Source organism: Kitasatospora sp. NA04385 (assembly GCF_013364235.1).
Taxonomy (GTDB): domain Bacteria; phylum Actinomycetota; class Actinomycetes; order Streptomycetales; family Streptomycetaceae; genus Kitasatospora.
Genome location: NZ_CP054919.1, coordinates 3,067,879 through 3,085,126 on the forward strand (window position 1 = coordinate 3,067,879; position 17,248 = coordinate 3,085,126).

At 74.6% G+C, this 17,248-nt stretch carries 12 protein-coding genes and 1 pseudogene; 4 read left to right on the forward strand and 9 right to left on the reverse strand.

Annotation, left to right across the window (positions count from 1 at the left end):
• Window positions 1-2: 2 nt before the first annotated feature.
• The 5 genes from sucC to HUT16_RS13385 all read right to left on the reverse strand — a co-directional run bounded on the left by sucC (window position 3) and on the right by HUT16_RS13385 (window position 6,896).
• The gene (gene sucC / locus HUT16_RS13365) at window positions 3-1,175 is read right to left on the reverse strand and encodes an ADP-forming succinate--CoA ligase subunit beta (protein ID WP_176188436.1); all 1,173 of its coding nucleotides are present in this window, start codon (window positions 1,173-1,175) and stop codon (window positions 3-5) included.
• Between the two features lie 356 nt (window positions 1,176-1,531).
• Window positions 1,532-2,665 (reverse strand): VWA domain-containing protein, encoded by a 1,134-nt coding sequence (locus tag HUT16_RS13370; RefSeq protein ID WP_176188437.1) that lies wholly within the window; start codon window positions 2,663-2,665, stop codon window positions 1,532-1,534.
• A gap of 90 nt (window positions 2,666-2,755) precedes the next feature.
• On the reverse strand, window positions 2,756-5,212 hold the full coding sequence (locus HUT16_RS13375; protein WP_176192660.1) for a DUF5682 family protein: 2,457 nt from the start codon (window positions 5,210-5,212) through the stop codon (window positions 2,756-2,758).
• A gap of 11 nt (window positions 5,213-5,223) precedes the next feature.
• On the reverse strand, window positions 5,224-6,321 hold the full coding sequence (locus tag HUT16_RS13380) for an AAA family ATPase (protein WP_176188438.1): 1,098 nt from the start codon (window positions 6,319-6,321) through the stop codon (window positions 5,224-5,226).
• A 158-nt stretch (window positions 6,322-6,479) separates the two neighbouring features.
• Window positions 6,480-6,896 carry a hypothetical protein gene (locus HUT16_RS13385; protein WP_176188439.1) on the reverse strand — a complete coding sequence of 139 codons (417 nt, stop codon included), beginning with the start codon at window positions 6,894-6,896 and terminating at the stop codon, window positions 6,480-6,482.
• Between the two features lie 103 nt (window positions 6,897-6,999).
• Between HUT16_RS13385 and HUT16_RS13390 the strand changes: the two genes are divergently transcribed.
• From HUT16_RS13390 to HUT16_RS13405, 4 genes and pseudogenes are all read left to right on the forward strand, one after another.
• Window positions 7,000-7,353 (forward strand): MerR family transcriptional regulator, encoded by a 354-nt coding sequence (locus HUT16_RS13390; protein ID WP_176188440.1) that lies wholly within the window; start codon window positions 7,000-7,002, stop codon window positions 7,351-7,353.
• 235 nt (window positions 7,354-7,588) lie between these two features.
• Window positions 7,589-8,911 carry an SWIM zinc finger family protein gene (locus HUT16_RS13395; protein ID WP_176188441.1) on the forward strand — a complete coding sequence of 441 codons (1,323 nt, stop codon included), beginning with the start codon at window positions 7,589-7,591 and terminating at the stop codon, window positions 8,909-8,911.
• A gap of 163 nt (window positions 8,912-9,074) precedes the next feature.
• Window positions 9,075-9,218 (forward strand): hypothetical protein, encoded by a 144-nt coding sequence (locus HUT16_RS13400; RefSeq protein ID WP_176188442.1) that lies wholly within the window; start codon window positions 9,075-9,077, stop codon window positions 9,216-9,218.
• A pseudogene (locus tag HUT16_RS13405) lies at window positions 9,218-10,783 on the forward strand (DUF5691 domain-containing protein); the annotation flags it as partial. The gene HUT16_RS13400 and the pseudogene HUT16_RS13405, both read left to right, overlap by 1 nt.
• A gap of 187 nt (window positions 10,784-10,970) precedes the next feature.
• Here HUT16_RS13405 and HUT16_RS13410 read toward each other — a convergent pair.
• The 4 genes from HUT16_RS13410 to HUT16_RS13425 all read right to left on the reverse strand — a co-directional run bounded on the left by HUT16_RS13410 (window position 10,971) and on the right by HUT16_RS13425 (window position 17,129).
• Complete coding sequence (locus tag HUT16_RS13410; protein ID WP_176188444.1) at window positions 10,971-11,375, reverse strand: cobalamin B12-binding domain-containing protein; 405 nt, start codon at window positions 11,373-11,375, stop codon at window positions 10,971-10,973.
• 169 nt (window positions 11,376-11,544) lie between these two features.
• A complete protein-coding gene (pcrA, locus tag HUT16_RS13415) occupies window positions 11,545-14,154 on the reverse strand; it encodes a DNA helicase PcrA (RefSeq protein WP_176188445.1) in 2,610 nt (869 codons plus the stop codon).
• Window positions 14,155-14,241: 87 nt separating this feature from the next.
• A complete protein-coding gene (locus HUT16_RS13420; RefSeq protein WP_176188446.1) occupies window positions 14,242-15,513 on the reverse strand; it encodes a glycosyltransferase family 39 protein in 1,272 nt (423 codons plus the stop codon).
• A 182-nt stretch (window positions 15,514-15,695) separates the two neighbouring features.
• A complete protein-coding gene (locus tag HUT16_RS13425; protein WP_176188447.1) occupies window positions 15,696-17,129 on the reverse strand; it encodes a glycosyltransferase family 39 protein in 1,434 nt (477 codons plus the stop codon).
• Between the last annotated feature and the right edge of the window lie 119 nt (window positions 17,130-17,248).

The window sequence follows — 17,248 nt, forward strand, 5'->3', positions numbered from 1 at the left end:
CCTTACTTGTTGGCCAGCTCGGCGGCGCGGTCAGCGGCGCCGTCCATGGTGTCCACCTGCTCGACCAGCGGGTGGTTGGCGTCGGTCAGGATCTGGCGACCGAGCTCCGCGTTGTTGCCGTCCAGGCGGACGACCAGCGGCTTGGTGACGGCCTCGCCCTTGCTCTCCAGGAGCGCGAGGGCCTGCACGATGCCGTTGGCGACCGCGTCACAGGCGGTGATGCCGCCGAAGACGTTGACGAAGACCGACTTGACGTCGGCGTCGCCCAGGATGATCTCCAGGCCGTTCGCCATCACCTCGGCGGACGCGCCGCCGCCGATGTCGAGGAAGTTGGCCGGCTTCACGCCGCCGTGGTTCTCACCGGCGTACGCGACGACGTCCAGGGTGCTCATGACGAGGCCCGCGCCGTTGCCGATGATGCCGACCTGGCCGTCGAGCTTGACGTAGTTCAGGCCCTTGGCCTTCGCCGCCGCCTCCAGCGGGTTGGCGGCGGCCTTGTCCTCGAGCGCCTCGTGCTCGGGCTGGCGGAACTCGGCGTTCTCGTCCAGGGAGACCTTGCCGTCCAGGGCGATGATCTTGCCCTCGCCGGACTTGATCAGCGGGTTGACCTCGACCAGGAGGGCGTCCTCCTTGACGAAGACGACCCAGAGCTTCTGCAGGACGTCGGCGACCTGGTCGGCGATCTCGGCCGGGAACTTCGCGGCGGCGACGATCTCGGCGGCCTTCTCCGGGGTCACGCCCTCGTTCGCGTCGACCGGGATCTTGGCCAGCGCGTCCGGGTTCTCCTCGGCCACGACCTCGATCTCCACGCCGCCCTCGACGCTGGCCATGGCCAGGAAGGTGCGGTTGGTGCGGTCGAGCAGGAAGGAGACGTAGTACTCCTCCTTGATGTCCGCGGTCTGGGCCAGCATGACCTTGTGGACGGTGTGGCCCTTGATGTCCATGCCGAGGATCGCCTCGGCCTTGGCCACGGCGTCCTGCGGGTCGGACGCGAGCTTCACGCCACCGGCCTTGCCTCGGCCACCCACCTTCACCTGAGCCTTGACGACGGCTCGGCCGCCGAAGCGCTCCGCGATGGCGGCAGCGTCTGCGGCGGTCTCGATGACATCGCCGTCAAGCACGGGTACGCCGTGCTTGGCGAAGAGGTCCCTCGCCTGGTACTCGAACAGGTCCACGTGTTTGTCCTTGTTCGTGGTCGCGGAATGTGTCTCTACGAGCGTGCCACGGCAGGATCTTCGCTGCGGGTCGTCGACACTGAGCGGGTACGCAGATGTACGGCCTTGCGGCCCACGCAGTTGCCGGGCGCATCGTCAATCAACACGCGCGTCACGTCCGCATGGCAGGTTATCCCCGGACGACCGGCGTGTTTCGCCCGGGGCCGGGTCCGCCTTGGTGAGAACCGTCACAACGACCCCGTCCCGGCGCGTCCCCGGGCCTCCTCACCAGCGGGGGCGCGCGATGGTGAGCGCCACCACCGCTTCACCCGTACGGGTGGGCGCCCCGGCCCTTGACGGCCCGCGGCGCCCCCGACTCACCCCCGGTCCGGCACCGGCAGCGGACGCTTCTCGATCGCCGCGGCCATGATCTCCGGGAACGCGTCCGGCGTGCAGGCGAACGCCGGGGCGCCCAGCTCCGCCAGTGCCTGCGCGTGCGCGTGGTCGTACGCCGGGGCGCCCTCGTCGGACAGCGCCAGCAGCGCGACGAACTGCACCCCCGCGGCCTTCATCGCGGCCACCCGCTTGAGCATCTCGTTGCGGATGCCGCCCTCGTACAGGTCGCTGATCAGCACCACGATCGTCTCGGACGGCCGGCTGATCCTCGACTGGCAGTACGCCAGCGCCCGGTTGATGTCGGTGCCGCCGCCCAGCTGCGTCGCGAACAGCACGTCCACCGGGTCGCTCAGCTGCTCGGTCAGGTCGACCACCGAGGTGTCGAACACCACCAGCCGGGTGTCCAGGCTCGGCATCGACGCCAGCACCGCGCCGAACACCGCCGAGTGCACCACCGAGGGCGCCATCGACCCCGACTGGTCGATGCACAGGATCACCTCCTTCTTCACCGCCCGCTGCGCCCGCGCGTAGCCGACCAGCCGCTCCGGGACGACCGTGCGGTACTCCGGCAGGTACTTCGACAGGTTGGCCCGGATGGTGCGGTCCCAGTCGATGTCCCGGTGCCGGGGGCGGTTCACCCGGGCGCTGCGGTCCAGCGCGCCGCCGACCGTCGAGCGCGTCCGGTCCGCGAGCCGGCGCTCCAGGTCGGCCACCACCTTGCCGACCACCGCCCGGGCGGTCTCCCGGGTGGTCTCCGGCAGCGCGTGCTTCAGCGACAGCAGCGTCCCCACCAGGTGCACGTCCGGCTCGACGGCGGCCAGCATCTCCGGCTCCAGCAGCAGCCGGTCCAGGCCGAGGCGGGAGATCGCGTCCTGCTGCATCAGCCGCACCACGCTGGTCGGGAAGTACTCCCGGATGTCCCCCAGCCAGCGCGCCACCTTCGGCGCCGACCCGCCGAGCCCCGCCGAGCGCTTGCCGTCCTCCCGGTACAGCGCCCCCAGCGCCCCGTCCATCGCCGCGTCCCGACCGGTCAACCGCACGCCGGTGCCGTCCGCGTCCCCGCCGAGCACCAGCCGCCAGCGCCGCATCCGCTCATCGTCCTGACGGACCGCCATGTCTGTGACTCCTCAACTCTCGTGCCCCGTCGGGGGCGCGGGGAACTGCGCGAAGCGGAAGGGGGGAAGGGGGAGAGGGGAAGGGGCCGGTCAGGCCGTGGCGCGGCGGTCCGGCTGCCGGGGGAACCGCGGCGGCGGGAGCGACACCCCCAGCAGCAGCGCCAGCACCTCCGTGGTCGCCCCGGCGCGCTCCTCGTCCAGCGGGGCGCTCGGGGCGGAGGCCGCCGCGGGAGCGCCGAGCGGGCCGGCCGCGACCCGGGAGCCGATGGTGTGCCGGACGCCCGTCTCCAGCGAGGAGAAGGTGCGGCGCAGCACCGGCAGCAGGTCGGTGAAGGCGTCCGGGGAGACGCCGCACAGCCAGCCGTCGAGCAGGCCGAGCAGGGCCGGGTCGTGCAGCAGCAGCGCGCCGCCGCCGGAGACGAAGCCCTCCACCCAGCCGCCGGCGTCGGCCGGGTCGGAGGCGGTGGACAGCACCAGGCCGAGCCAGCGCCCGGCCTCCTCGGTGTCGAGCCGCCCGTCGTCCAGCAGCAGCCGCACCGCGCGGCCGCGCAGCAGGCCGGGGACGCCCGTCGCGGGACCGCCGTGCGGTTCGCGGGCGGCCAGTGCGGCCAGCGTGCCGGCCCAGCGTTCGACGGTGTCGCCGCCGAGCAGGGCGATCGCCTGGTGGACGGCGTCCAGTTCGGCGCGGCGGGCGCTCGCGCCGTCCGCGTCGAGGCCGGTGCAGGCGGCGGGCAGCGCGAGGCCGAGCCGCTCGGCCAGGCCGTGGGCGACGGCGGTGAGCGAGCCGGTGTCGGTGGAGCGGACGTCGCCGTAGCGCAGGGTCCGCACCAGCGCGGGCAGCGCGGCGGCCAGGTGCCCGGCGTCGGTGTCGAGCGCGGCGCGGTCGGCGAGCAGCCGCATCACCTCGGGCAGCGCGTCGGGCAGGTCGGCCAGCAGGCACTGCTCGGCGAGCGCGGTCAGGGCGGTCAGCTCGGCGCCCTCGGCCTCGGCGATCGCCTTGTGGGTGGCGGCCGAGCGCACGGTGGTGCCCCACTGGCCGGCTTCGACCAGGCGGACGGAGAACTCGGGCTCCCAGACGAGCTGCCAGGTCTCCCGGAAGGTGCCGGTGGAGTTGACGCCGTCCCGGGACGGGCGGCCCCAGTCCAGGCCGAGCAGCCGCAGCCGGTGCAGCAGCCGGGAGCGCTCCACGCCGAGGCCCTCGCGCAGGTCGAGGACGAGGTCCCGGGGGGCGGCCTCCGGCTTGAGCCGCAGGGAGCGCTGCAGACGGGTCAGGTCCCGCTGGAGCGGCACGGCGGGCACCCCGTCGGGGACTTCGCCGAGCGCGTCGCCGACCACCAGGCGCTCGCGGACCAGGGCGAGCGCGACGTCCGAGCCGTCGCACATCACGGCGCGCACCGCGTCCAGCGTCTCGGTGAGGCCGGGCAGCGGGCGGCCGCGCACCGCGGCGAGGCCGTCGGCGAGCCGGACCGCCTCGATGACGTGCGCGGAGGAGACCGGGTGGTCCTCGGCCCGGAGCAGCTCGGCGACCTTGGTCATCCAGCGGGTGACCGGCTGCCCGGGGGCGGTGAACAGGTGGTGGTACCAGCCGGGCGAATCGATGCCCGCGCCGTAGCCGGTGTGCTGGGACAGCCGGCGGTGCGTCCACGGCACCCAGGTCAGTTCGACCTTGAGCTTCTTCGGCAGCCCGGCGAGCAGCGCCCGGTCGTGCGCGACGGTCGGCAGCACGGCCAGCGCCGGGACGTGCCAGGCGCCGCAGACCACGGCGATCCGCCGGTGCCCGGCCTTGCGGGCGGCCCGGACGCGCTGGCGCATCGCGGCCTCGCGGACCAGGTCGCGGCGCTCGGCCGGGTGGTGCTCGCGCAGCGCCGCCATCGCCTCGGCGAGGGCCGCGAACGGGGCCAGCGGGTCGCCGTCGGGGGTGCGGTGCTCGACCGCGTCCTCCCACCAGGCCTCCGGGTCGGGGTGGCCCGCGGCGGCGGCGAGTTCGGCGATCGGGTCGACGGGCCCGGGCCCGGAAGTGCCCCCCGGCACTCCCGGCCCCTCCCCCTCTCCTGACGCTCCGTCACGGCCGGACGTGTCACCCCCGGCGGCGGAGTTTTCGTCGCCGCCGGAAGCACCCCCGTCGCCGCCGGAAGCACCCCCGTCGCCGTCCGCGAGCGGGCCCTCGTCCCGGGCGCCGCGCGGGCCGAGCGCGAGGCTCTGCGCGGCGGGCAGGTCGATGAAGTGGACGGGCACCCCGGCGTCCAGCCCGTACCGCAGCGCCACCCACTCGGGCGAGAACTCGGCCAGCGGCCAGAACGCGGCCCGCGCCGGGTCGTCGGCGACGTGCGCGAGCAGCGCGACCGGCGGCACCATGTCCTTCCCGGCGGCGGCCGCGACCAGGTCGTCGGCCTCCGGCGGGCCCTCGATCAGCACCGCGTCCGGCCGCAGGGCGGCCAGTGCGGCGGCCACCGCGCGGGCCGAGCCGGGGCCGTGGTGGCGCACCCCGAGCAGCGTCACCTCCGCGGCCCCGGCCCCGGCCCCGGCGCCCGCGGCCGTGGCGCTCATGGCCTCGGCACTCACGCGGAGACCTCCCGGGCGGCCCGGTAGAAGTCCTTCCAGCCGTCGCGGTCGCGGACCACGCCCTCCACGTACTCCCGCCACACCTGCCGGTCGGCGACCGGGTCGCGGACCACCGCGCCGACGATGCCGTCCGCGACGTCCCCCGCGCGCAGCACGCCGTCGCCGAAGTGCGCGGCCAGCGCGAGGCCGTTGGTGACCACCGAGATCGCCTCGGCGGTGGAGAGCGTGCCGCTGGGGGTCTTCACCTTCGTCCGCCCGTCGGCCGTCAGGCCGGCCCGCAGCTCGCGGAAGACCGTCACCACCCGGAGGATCTCCTGGGCGCCGCCCGGCAGTTCGGGCAGGTCGAGCGAGCGGCCGAGCTGGCCGACCCGGCGGGTGACGATCTCCACCTCCTCCTCCAGCGTGGCGGGCAGCGGCAGCACCACGGTGTTGAAGCGGCGGCGCAGCGCGGAGGACAGCTCGTTGACGCCGCGGTCCCGGTCGTTGGCGGTGGCGATCACGTTGAACCCGCGCACCGCCTGCACCTCGGAGCCCAGCTCCGGCACGGGCAGCGTCTTCTCGGACAGGATGGTGATCAGGCTGTCCTGCACGTCCGCCGGGATGCGGGTGAGCTCCTCGACCCGGGCGATCCGCCCGTCCCGCATGGCGCGCATCAGCGGGGACGGCACCAGCGCGTCCTCGCTCGGGCCGTGGGCGAGCAGTTGGGCGTAGTTCCAGCCGTAGCGGACGGCCTCCTCGGGGGTGCCCGCGGTGCCCTGGACGAGCAGCGTGGAGTCTCCGGAGATCGCGGCGGCGAGGTGCTCGGAGACCCAGGTCTTGGCGGTGCCGGGCACGCCGAGCAGCAGCAGCGCCCGGTCGGTGGCCAGCGTCGTCACGGCGACCTCGATCACCCGGCGCGGGCCGATGTACTTGGGCGTGATCACCGTGCCGTCGGCGAGCTCGCCGCCCAGCAGGTAGGTGGCGACCGCCCACGGCGACAGGCGCCAGCGCTCCGGCCGGTCCCGGTCGTCGTGCCGGGCGAGGGCGGCCAGCTCCTCGGCGAACGCGTCCTCGGCGTGCTGCCGCAGGACCTCGCTGGTCGTCTCGGTGGTCATCGACTGCTCCGATCTCACGGGGGGACTGACGAGTCGTCAGAACGCTGCGCACGGAGGGCGCGAAGGACGAACGCCACGGGGCTGACCTGGGCGGGAGAACTGCCGTTCGCCCCGTGCACCCACCACTGTGCCGCCCGGCACTGACAACCGACCCGGCGTCAGCCGGCCGCCGGGACGGGCCGGTCGGCCGCCCGCCGCCAGGGCCACAGCTGGGCCGCGCCGAAGGCCGCCTCCACCGCCAGGAAGCCCCACAGCAGCCCGGTCGCGCCCTGCCCCAGCGCCCAGCCCTGCCAGCAGGCGAACAGCACCCGGGCCACCCCGTCGAACAGCCCGTGCACCGGCTGCGGGCGCAGCAGCCGCAGCAGCGCCCAGACCAGCACCACCGACCCCATCAGGTTGGCGAACAGCGTCTGCATCGGCTCCAGCGGCGGCAGTTGGCCCAGCCCCAGCCCGCCGGAGGCCGCGGACAGCGCCCGGTGCGCGAGGGCGTACGTCCAGGGGGTGGCGAAGGGGGCGGTGACCAGCAGGTCGTACCAGGCGCTGGCGCGGACCAGGCGGGCGTAGCGGGGCGTCATGTCGGGCTCCTGTGCCGTCTCGTGCGGGGACGGGCCCATGCTGGGGGGTGGAGTACTGTCCAGGGTCAAGTCCCAGGGTCGAGCCGCCGACGGGAGCAGGGACGTGCGCATCGGGGAACTCGCCGAACGGACCGGGCTGAGCCGCGACACGCTGCGCTTCTACGAGCGCACCGGGCTGCTGGCCTCCCGCCGGCTGCCCAACGGCTACCGGGACTTCCCGCCCGAGGCGGAGCCCTGGCTGCGGTACGTCCGCACCGCGCAGGCGCTCGGCTTCTCGCTCGCCGAGATCGCCCGCACCGGCGCGGAGTTGAGCGCCGCGCCGGACGCCGCCGAGCGGCTCTCCGAGCTGTTCCGGGAGAAGATCGCGCTGATCGACGCCCGGGCGGCGGAGCTCGCCGCCCTGCGCGCCGACCTGGCCGACCGGGTCGGCACCGGCTGCCCGCTGGCCCCGGCCTGACGGCCCGTCCGGGTTCCGGCTCGCTCCGGCCTCCGGCCGACCGGCACGGCGGAGCGGTTCCGCCGCCCGGCGGCGGGCAGGCCCCCGGCGCCCCGCCCCCGGCCCGCCCCGAGGAAGGCCCCGAGGAAGGCCCCGCCCCGGAACCGCCCCGCCCTCCGCGCGGTGCGGCCGACGGCTCCGGGGGCGGGCCCTGACGGCCCCTCGACTGTCAGTGGCCCCTCCTAGCGTCGTCGGCATGGAGGAACGCTGGAGCACCGAACACGTCCTTTCGCTGGCGCCCGATCCGGCTTCCCTGAAGGCCGCGGGCAAGCTCTCCGGCCCGGCCCCCTGGTCGGCCACCGGCACCGGGCGGGGCGCGCTGTGGGGCCTGTGCAAGGGCAGCGGCAGCACCCCGTACCGGACGGCGGTCGAGCTGGGGACGCCCGCGTACAAGTGCAGCTGCCCGAGCCGGAAGTTCCCGTGCAAGCACGCCCTGGGGCTGCTGCTGCTGTGGGCCGCCGGGCCGGAGGCCGTCGCCGACGGGGCCGCCCCGCCGGACTGGGTCGAGGAGTGGCTGGACGGCCGCGGCCGGGCCGCCGCGGACAGGGCGGCCAAGGCGGCCGAGCAGCGGGCGAAGGCCGCCGAGGCGGACCCGGCGGCCGCCCGGAAGCGGGCCGCCCGCCGGGCCGAGCGGGTCGCGGGCGGCGCCCGCGAGCTGCGGCTGCGGCTGGCCGACGGGGTCCGCCGCGGCCTGGCCGACCCGCTGCCGGCCGGTGCGTGGGAGGAGGTGGCCGCGCGGATGGTCGACGCCCAGGCGGGCGGCCTGGCGTCCCGGGTGCGGGTGCTGGCCGAGGCGCCGCAGGACGAACTGCTGGAGGAGTACGCGATGCTGCACCTGCTGGCCGGCGCCTACGGCCGGATCGACGCCCTGCCGGAGGCCCTCGCGGCGACCGTCCGGGCCCGGGTCGGCTTCACCACCGACACCGCCGACCTGCTCGCCGGCCCGACCGTCCGGGACCGCTGGCACGTCCTGGGCAGCCGGGACACCGCCGACGACCGGCTGACCACCCGCCGGGTGTGGCTGCGCGGCGCGAAGACCGGACGGCAGGCCCTGCTGCTCGCCTTCGGCCGCCCCGGCCAGGCCCCCGACCTGGCGCTGCCCACCGGCCGCCTGCTGGAGGCCGAGCTGGCCTACCACCCGGGGGCGCGCCCGCTGCGGGCGGTCCTCGGCACCCGCTACGGCAGCCCGGAGCCCGCCCCGGCCGCCGCGCCCGCGGGTCTGACGCCCGCCGGGGCACTCGCCGAGTACGGCGCCGCCGTCGCCGAGGACCCGTGGCTGGACGGCTGGCCGACCGTCCTGGCCGACGTGGTGCCGGTCCGCACCCCGGACGGCTGGCAGCTCACCGACGGCACGCACAGCCTGCCGGTGCGCCGCGGCGCGCTGCCCGAACCGGCCCTGTGGCGGCTCGCCGCGGTCTCCGCCGGGCACCCCGTCACGCTGTTCGGCGAGTGCGGCCACCGCGGCTTCGCCCCCGTCACCGCGTGGGACGCCGAGCACCGGCCCGTCCCGCTCGGCTGACCGCCCCCACCGCCGGTTGACGCCCCGTCAACCGGCGGCGCACCGCCCACCGGACCACCCTCGTTGACACCCGGCACCGCTCCCCGCACCCGATGTCCGCACCATCCGACGGAACGGGACGCTCCCCGGCGCCCCCTGACGCACCGTCGACCGGAGGAACCCGATGACCCGCACCCGCAGCATCCGGCAGCGCGCCGCCGTCCGGCGCATCACCCTGCACCACGCCGCCCGCCGGGCCGCCCTCGCCAGCGGCTGGGGCCGCCGCCACCGCACCGCCACCCACCGGCCGAACGGAGACCGGGCATGACCGCGCCCACGCTCGCCCCCGCCGACGACTGGGCCGACCTGCACGGCGCCGCCCTGCTCGGCACCGACCGCCGTCCGCTGCCGCAGGCCCGCACCCCGCTGGCCGCCGCCGTCGACCGCACCGAACCGGCCGGCGCGCTGCTCGACCTGGCCGCCGTCGCCGCCGTCCGCCGCCGGGCCGGCGCACTGCCCGCCCCCGCCGTGGAGACCCCCGCGGCCGCCCCGGACGACCCGCGGCCCGCCCTGCCCGAGGCCGCCGCCCGCCGACTGGCCGTGCTGCTCGGCACCCGCAGCGGCCACGGCGGCTCGGCCAACCTGGCCGAGCTGCTCCCGCAGTGGCTGACCGCGGCCCGCGCGCACGGCTACCGGCTGCCGCCCGCCCTGGTCCCGACCCTGCTGGACACCGCCCGGGCCCGTTCCGAACTGCGCTCCGACGCGGTCACGCTGGCCGGCCCGCTCGGCCGCTGGCTGGCCCCGCAGAACCCGGACTGGAAGTACGTCACCCGCACCGCCGGCGAGCAGGACCTCCTCGACCAGCCCGGTGAACTCCTGTGGCAGGAGGGCCTGTTCGCCGAGCGCGTCACCCACCTGACCAGGCTGCGCCGCACCGACCCGGCCGCCGGACTGGCGCTGCTCGCCTCCACCTGGAGCACCGAGCGCGCCGAGGACCGGGTGCTGTTCCTGGACTCCCTCCAGGACGGCCTCTCCGCCGCCGACGAGGAGTTCCTGGAGGCCGCGCTCTCCGACCGCTCCAAGAACGTCCGGGCCACCGCCGCGGAACTGCTCTCCACCCTCCCCGGCTCGGCGCTCGCCGCCCGAATGGCCGAGCGGGCCGCCCGGGCCGTCCGGCTCGACGGCGACCGGCTGCACGTCACGGCGCCCGCCGCCTGCGACGCCGCGATGCAGCGCGACGGCATACCGCTCAAGTCCCCCACCGGGCGCGGCGAACGGGCCTGGTGGTTCGGCGAGGTCGTCGCGGGCGCCCCGCTCGACCGGTGGACCGCCGGGACGGGCCTCACCCCCGAGCAGCTGCTCGCGCTGCCGACCGTCGACTCACCGGACGGCGGCGGCGCCGAGTGGGCCGAGGACCTCCGCGAGGCCTGGGCCCGCGCCGCCGTCCGCCAGCAGGACGCGACCTGGGCCCGCGCCCTGCTCGGCACCCCGCCGCGGCCCGGCCGCGACACCCGGGCCCCGGGCGCGCCCGCCAAGCTGCTGTCCGTCCTGCCGCCCGCCGAACGGGCCTCCTGGACGGCCGCGTTCGTCCAGACCCACGGGCTCGGCGACGCCTTCCAGCTGCTCGGCGCCTGCGCCACGCCCTGGACGCCCCCGCTCTCCACCGCCGTCGTCGCCGCGCTCAAGCGCGCCGCGGAACTCGGCTCCTACCCGTGGAGCCACAGCGGCGTCCTCGGCATGACCGAGCGGGCCCTCGCCCCCGAGACCGCCCCCGCCGTCGAGGCCCTGGCCGCCGACACCTCCCCGGACACCGCCTGGTCCGACACCTTCACCCGCCTCGCGGGCACCCTGCGCTTCCGGCAGGCGATGCTCGCCGAGCTGGAGAACTCTTAGGGAGGAGAAAGGGGACAGACCAGGGGCCCGGGGAACGGCGGGCTCGTGCTGCTGACGGCCGGAGCCCATCGAAGGTTCGTGCTGCTGCGTGTAGTGAACAGAACCCGAAGCAGCGGCACCCAACGGCAGTGAACCCGCAGCAGCCTGGGCCCCGCCGTTCCCCGGGCCCCTGAGCACAGTGCGCTTCTCAGCTGGCGCGCAGGTTGGACTGCACCCAGCTGACGACGTCCTGGGTGGAGGTGCCCGGGGTGAAGATGTCGGCGACGCCGAGCGCCTTGAGCTCGGTGATGTCCGCGTCGGGGATGATCCCGCCGCAGAAGACCTTGATGTCCGCGGCGTCGCGCTCCTTGAGGAGCTCGATCACCTTCGCGCAGAGGGTCATGTGCGCGCCGGAGAGGATGGACAGGCCGATGCCGTCCGCGTCCTCCTGGATCGCCGTGTCGACGATCTGCTCGGGGGTCTGGTGGAGGCCGGTGTAGATGACCTCCATGCCGGCGTCGCGCAGCGCCCGCGCGATGACCTTGGCTCCCCGGTCGTGCCCGTCGAGCCCGGGCTTGGCGACCACGACTCGGATCGGCCCCGACACCACCATGACTGCCTCCTGGACCACGTTGTCCACCACCCGGCCGTGCGGCCGCGGGCTCGGTGTTAACCACTTCTAACAGATCTGAGGGGAGGTTAGCGGCCCGGTGGGGCCGCCGTCCTTCCCCACCTGCCGAGAGGAGGGCAAAATCACAGCGTGCGGGGGCCGACCCGGCCCGTCAGAGCTTCTCGACGGGGGCGTACCGCAGCAGCAGCTCCTTGCGCCCGGCCGAGCCGAAGTCGACCGTCGCCCGGGCCTTGTCGCCGACGCCCTGGGTGGCGACGACGGTGCCGAGGCCGAAGCTGTCGTGGCTGACCCGGTCGCCGACGGCGAGCCCGACGACCTCCCGGTCGGTGACCGTCCGCGCGGACTTGCCCCAGCCGGCCTTCGGGGAGGCGGCGGCGGAGAAGCCGGAGCCCCGCGCGGAGCCCGAGCCGGAGGAGCCGGACGAGGAGTAGCCGCGCGAGGGCGGCACCGCGGCCGCGCCGGTGCGCTTCCACTCGATCAGCTTGTCGGGGATCTCCTCCAGGAAGCGCGAGGCCGGGTTGTAGGAGGGCTGCCCCCAGGCGCTGCGCAGCACCGAGCGGGTCAGGTAGAGCCGCTGCCTGGCCCGGGTGAGGCCGACGTAGGCGAGGCGGCGCTCCTCCTCCAGCTCCTTGACCTGGTTGAGGGCCCGCATGTGCGGGAAGATCCCGTCCTCCATGCCGGTGAGGAAGACGACCGGGAACTCCAGGCCCTTGGCGGTGTGCAGGGTCATCATCGTGATGACGCCCGCGCCGTCCTCCTCGTCCGGGATCTGATCGGAATCGGCGACCAGCGCGACCCGCCCCAGGAAGTCGGCGAGCGAGCCGACCGGCGGGCCCTCGTCGCCCTCGGGGCGCTCCCCCGGGTCCTTCTCGTACTCGAGGGCGACCGCGGCGAGCTCCTGGAGGTTCTCCACCCGGGTCTCGTCCTGCGGGTCGGTGGAGGACTGGAGCTCGGCGAGGTACCCGGTCTCCTCCAGCACCGCCTCCAGCACGGCGGCCGGCCCGGCCCCGGACTCGACGACCTGGCGCAGCCCGGCCAGCAGCTCGTTGAACTTCTTCACCGCGTTGGCGGAGCGCGCGGCCATCCCGTACGCCTCGTCGACCCGGCGCAGCGCGGCGGCGAAGGAGATCCGCTCGCGGGAGGCCAGGGCGTCGATCATCGCCTCGGCGCGCTCGCCGATGCCGCGCTTGGGGACGTTGAGGATGCGGCGCAGCGGGACGGTGTCCTCGGGGTTGGACAGCACCCGCAGGTAGGCCAGGACGTCCTTGACCTCCTTGCGCTCGTAGAAGCGCACCCCGCCGACGACCTTGTACGGCAGGCCGACCCGGATGAACACCTCCTCGAACACCCGGGACTGGGCGTTGGTGCGGTAGAAGATCGCCACGTCGCCGGGGCGGGCGTCGCCCGCGTCGGTGAGGCGGTCGATCTCCTCGGCGATGAACTGGGCCTCGCCGTGCTCGTCGTCGGCGACGTAGCCGACGACCTGCTCGCCCTGGTCGCCCGCCGTCCACAGGTTCTTCTTGCGGCGGTTGGTGTTGCGCTCGATGACCGAGTTGGCGGCGGTGAGGATGGTCTGGGTGGAGCGGTAGTTCTGCTCCAGCAGGATCGTCGTCGCGTCCGGGTAGTCCTCCTCGAACTGGAGGATGTTGCGGATGGTCGCGCCGCGGAAGGCGTAGATCGACTGGTCGGCGTCGCCGACCACGCACAGCTCGGCGGGCGGGAGCTGCGCGAGCTGCGCCTCGGCGGGGTTCACGTACTCGCCGTCGACGGTCATCCGGGGCGCGTGGGCGGCGGAGCCGCCGGAGAGCTCGCGCACCAGCGTGTACTGGGCGTGGTTGGTGTCCTGGTACTCGTCGACCAGGATGTGCCGGAACCGGCGCCGGTAGTGCTCGGCGACGTCGGGGAACGCCTGCAGCAGGTGGACGGTGGTCATGATGATGTCGTCGAAGTCGAGGGCGTTGGCCTCGCGCAGCCGCCGCTGGTAGAGGAAGTACGCCTCGGCGAGCTTCTTCTCCATCGGGTTGGCGGCCTGGTCGGCGTACGTCTCCTCGTCGATCAGCTCGTTCTTGAGGTTGCTGACCTTGGCGGTGAAGGACTTCGGCGGGAACTGCTTGGGGTCGAGGTCGAGGTCCCGGCAGACCAGGGCCATCAGGCGCTGGGAGTCCGCCGAGTCGTAGATCGAGAAGCTGGAGTTCATGCCCAGCTGCTTGGCCTCGCGGCGCAGGATGCGCACGCACGCGCTGTGGAAGGTGGAGACCCACATCGCCTTGGCGCGCGGGCCGACCAGCGCCTCGACCCGCTCGCGCATCTCCCCGGCGGCCTTGTTGGTGAAGGTGATCGCCAGGATCTCGCCGGGCTGCACGCCGCGCGCGGCCAGCAGGTGGGCGATCCGGTGGGTGAGCACCCGGGTCTTGCCGGAGCCGGCGCCGGCCACGATCAGCAGCGGCGAGCCGGCGTGCAGCACGGCCTCGCGCTGCGGGTCGTTCATGCCCTCCAGCAGCTGCGCCGGGTCGACCACGGTGCGGGCCGCGCCGTTGCGGTGCCAGGCGTCGCGCTCGGCCTCGGCGGCGTGGTCGGTGGCGAACAGCCCGTCCGGGATGTCCTCCTCGGCGTAGCCGGGGTCGTACCCGCCGTCGTCGTACGGTTCGTCCGGGGGCGGTGCCTCCTCCTGGGACCACTGCTGAGCTGCGGGGCGGGGGCTCGACCCGACGGCGGGGCGCTCGAAGCCGGGGAGCGGGAGGTCATCGAAGAGGCTACTCATGGCCCTTCGAGTCTATGGCCCACCGCCGACATCCCCGGCCCGTTCCGGCCGCGCGGGCGGTCCGCTGGCCCGGGGCGCCGGACCGGCTCACGGGGAGTTGGTGTAGACGAAGGCGACGTACCCGCCGTACAGGGCCGAGCACAGGGCCGCGGCGGTGAGCAGGCTCGGTACCACGCCCCGGGTCCGCACCCGGGCCAGACCCGCGGCCAGCGGCAGCAGGAGGGCGAAGGCGGGCAGCAGGAAGCGGGCGCGCGAGTTGAAGTAGGCGGCGTCGCCGATGGCGAGCAGCAGCATCACCCCGCTGAAGACCACCAGGGTGAGCGGCTGGCGCTGGAGCAGGGAGACCGCGAACAGCGCCAGCGAGCCCGCCAGGGTGAAGGTCACGACGACGTCGGTGAGCCAGATGCCCCCTGGCACCGTGATCATGGCGTGGATGACGTCGTACGTGGACTTGCCGTAGTCGAAGTGCGACTCCCAGGCGTCCTGCACCCGGAAGTAGCCGTCCCAGCGGCCCTTGCGCACCCCCACCCAGGCGACGAACGCGGCGAAGCCGACCGGTGCGAGGGCTCCGCCGATCAGCGGGCGCAGCCACAGCGCCCGCCGCAGGCGCAGTTCCCCGGCCCGGCGGGCCTCGGTCCACTGGGTGACCGCCGCCCACAGCGCCCCGATGCCGACCGCCGCCGCGACGGCCACGCCGGTCGGCCTGGTGAGTCCGGCGAGCGTGCACAGGACCCCGGCCCAGACCCAGCGGCGGGTCACCGCCGCGTACATGGTCCAGGCCGCGAAGGCGGTGAACATCAGCTCGGAGTACGCCATGCTCTCGACCACGGCGTACGGCAGGACGCCCCACAGCACCGCGGCGATCACGCCCGTGCGGCGGCCGTACAACCGGGCCGCCACCGCGAAGATCCCCCACGCCGCGGCCAGCGAGGCGGCCCAGGCCACCAGCAGGGCCACGTAGGACGTGGACAGCGGCAGCACCCAGCCGACCGCCCGGATCGTCACCGGGTAGACCGGGAAGAACGCGTACGGCTGGTAGAGACCGTGCGGGCCGGGCATCGGCTTGGTGCCGGAGTAGCCGTGGTCCGCGATCTCCTGGTACCAGTAGGCGTCCCACATGGTGGCCAGGCGGTGCAGTGCGGTGGTGCCGTGCTGGCCGTCCCACAGCAGCAGCACGACGACGCCGATCGCCCGGACCACCGCGTAGCCGGCCAGCGCGGGCAGCGCGTAGCGGGTGGCCGTCCGGAGCCGGACCAGCAGCGAGTCCCGTGTCGGCGAGGCACCTCGGACGGACCCCTCGGCCAGTGATCCGTTGTCCTCGCGCGGAACCGTCCCACCGGCGCCGAGCCTGCTGATCACTGACCGCTCCTTGGGGGCGTCGTGCCGCGGTGGAGCGGCGTCCGGGGAGAACTTCTGGTGCGACCGCACGGCCACGGCCCCGCTACTGCGGGGCCGTGGCGCGTGGAAGAACCGGTGCGGGGTCAGTCTAACGGCGCACGATCGAGCGTCCGGTCGATCGCGCGACCTCTGCCGTCGCGGTGTCAGCGCTCCATCAGGGTGACCACGGTGTTCGGCACCTGGGTGACCGTGGTCTTCGGGAAGGTCTTCTTGAGCAGCGCGGTCTCCTCGGGCGAGAAGCCCTGGAAGGAGTCGCCCCAGCCGATCGCGACCACCCAGATCCGCTTGGTGTCGCCGAGGCAGGCCGCCAAGTCGGTGCAGAGCGTCGGGTACAGGTCACCCTTGGCGATCGCGCTCCGCTCGACGAAGACGTCCTTCAGCTTGTCCTGCTCGGGCAGGTAGAAGTCCAGCGCGCTGACCACGCCGTTGAAGATGCCGTTGCCGTAGCGCAGCGGGGCGACCGCGTCGCCGGGCTGGTAGCCCTGGGCGATGACCTTCGCCGCGGCGGCGCCGTCCCAGCCCGCGTGGGAGTACCGCAGCCGCAGGGCCCGCTGGTCGTGGGCGCCCAGCAGGAGCACCGAGATCAGGCCGATCGCGGTGAGCGCGCGGGGGCGCAGCGCGGTCAGGCCGGCGCCCGCCAGCACGGCCCAGGCCGGGAGGGTGAAGAGCAGGTAGCGGTCGAGGAAGTAGGAGGTGTGCCCCTGCGAGATGATCCACAGCAGCGGGATCGGCAGGACCGCGATCATCCCGATCTCCGCCGCCGGACGGCGGCCGCGCGACCAGGCGAGCGGCAGGACAGCCATGGCGAGCACGCACAGACCGATCCAGGACGAGGCGAACAGGCCGTGCCAGAACCCCGCGGCGACGTACTCCAGGCTCGGCTTGCCCAGCCAGTTCAGCTGCCGCCCGACCTGGCGCTGTCCGAGCAGGACCAGCGGCACCAGCGGCAGCACCCCGCCGAGGGCCGCCAGCGGGAAGCCGATCAGCACGCCGCGCGAGCGGCCGTCCCACCAGCGCCAGGCCGCCACCAGGGCGTGCGGGACGAGGAAGACCAGCGAGATCATGTGGAAGGCGCCGGCCCCTATCAGGGCGAGCGCGTAGAGCACCCAGCGCAGCACCCCCGGCCGTTCCAACGCGCGCAGCAGCAGGAAGGTCGCCGCCGCGGCGAACAGCACCACGAACGCGTAGCCGCGGGCCTCCTGGCCGTAGCGGGAGACGGAGGGGATCAGTGCGAACAGCAGGCCGGCCACCACGCCCGCGGTGGTGCCGAAGAGCTTGCGTCCGATGAGCGTGACGAAGGCGGCCGCCCCGGCCATGGCCAGCACCGAGGGCATCCGGATCATGGCCAGCGAGTGGCCGAACGCCTCCGTCCAGAAGTGGATGAGCAGGTAGTAGACGCCTATCACAGCGTCCACGTTGTGCAGCAGGTGGAGGATCTGCCGCGGCGAGCGGTCGGCCGCGTTCCAGGTGGCCAGCTCGTCCGCCCACAGCAGGGGCCGGCCCGCGCCGTACGCGCAGACGGCGAAGGTGACCACTGCGGGCAGCAGCCACACCAGGCCCCGGGTCCGGGCGGCCACCGCTCGCAGCCCGCTCCGGCCCGACGATGCGGCAGCACCCGCGCCGGAGGGCGCAGGATTGCTGGTCGCGCTGACACTCATGGGCGGGCACCTCTCCGAAAACACTGTCCGTCTCGCCA

Excerpts from the sequence above, each read along its gene's own strand:
- HUT16_RS13370 (WP_176188437.1), bottom strand. The coding sequence starts at position 2,665 with ATGGCGGTCCGTCAGGACGATGAGCGGATGCGGCGCTGGCGGCTGGTG.
- HUT16_RS13375 (WP_176192660.1), bottom strand. The coding sequence starts at position 5,212 with ATGAGCGCCACGGCCGCGGGCGCCGGGGCCGGGGCCGGGGCCGCGGAG.
- HUT16_RS13380 (WP_176188438.1), bottom strand. The coding sequence starts at position 6,321 with ATGACCACCGAGACGACCAGCGAGGTCCTGCGGCAGCACGCCGAGGAC.
- HUT16_RS13385 (WP_176188439.1), bottom strand. The coding sequence starts at position 6,896 with ATGACGCCCCGCTACGCCCGCCTGGTCCGCGCCAGCGCCTGGTACGAC.
- HUT16_RS13395 (WP_176188441.1), top strand. The coding sequence starts at position 7,589 with ATGGAGGAACGCTGGAGCACCGAACACGTCCTTTCGCTGGCGCCCGAT.
- HUT16_RS13400 (WP_176188442.1), top strand. The coding sequence starts at position 9,075 with ATGACCCGCACCCGCAGCATCCGGCAGCGCGCCGCCGTCCGGCGCATC.
- HUT16_RS13410 (WP_176188444.1), bottom strand. The coding sequence starts at position 11,375 with ATGGTGGTGTCGGGGCCGATCCGAGTCGTGGTCGCCAAGCCCGGGCTC.
- pcrA (WP_176188445.1), bottom strand. The coding sequence starts at position 14,154 with ATGAGTAGCCTCTTCGATGACCTCCCGCTCCCCGGCTTCGAGCGCCCC.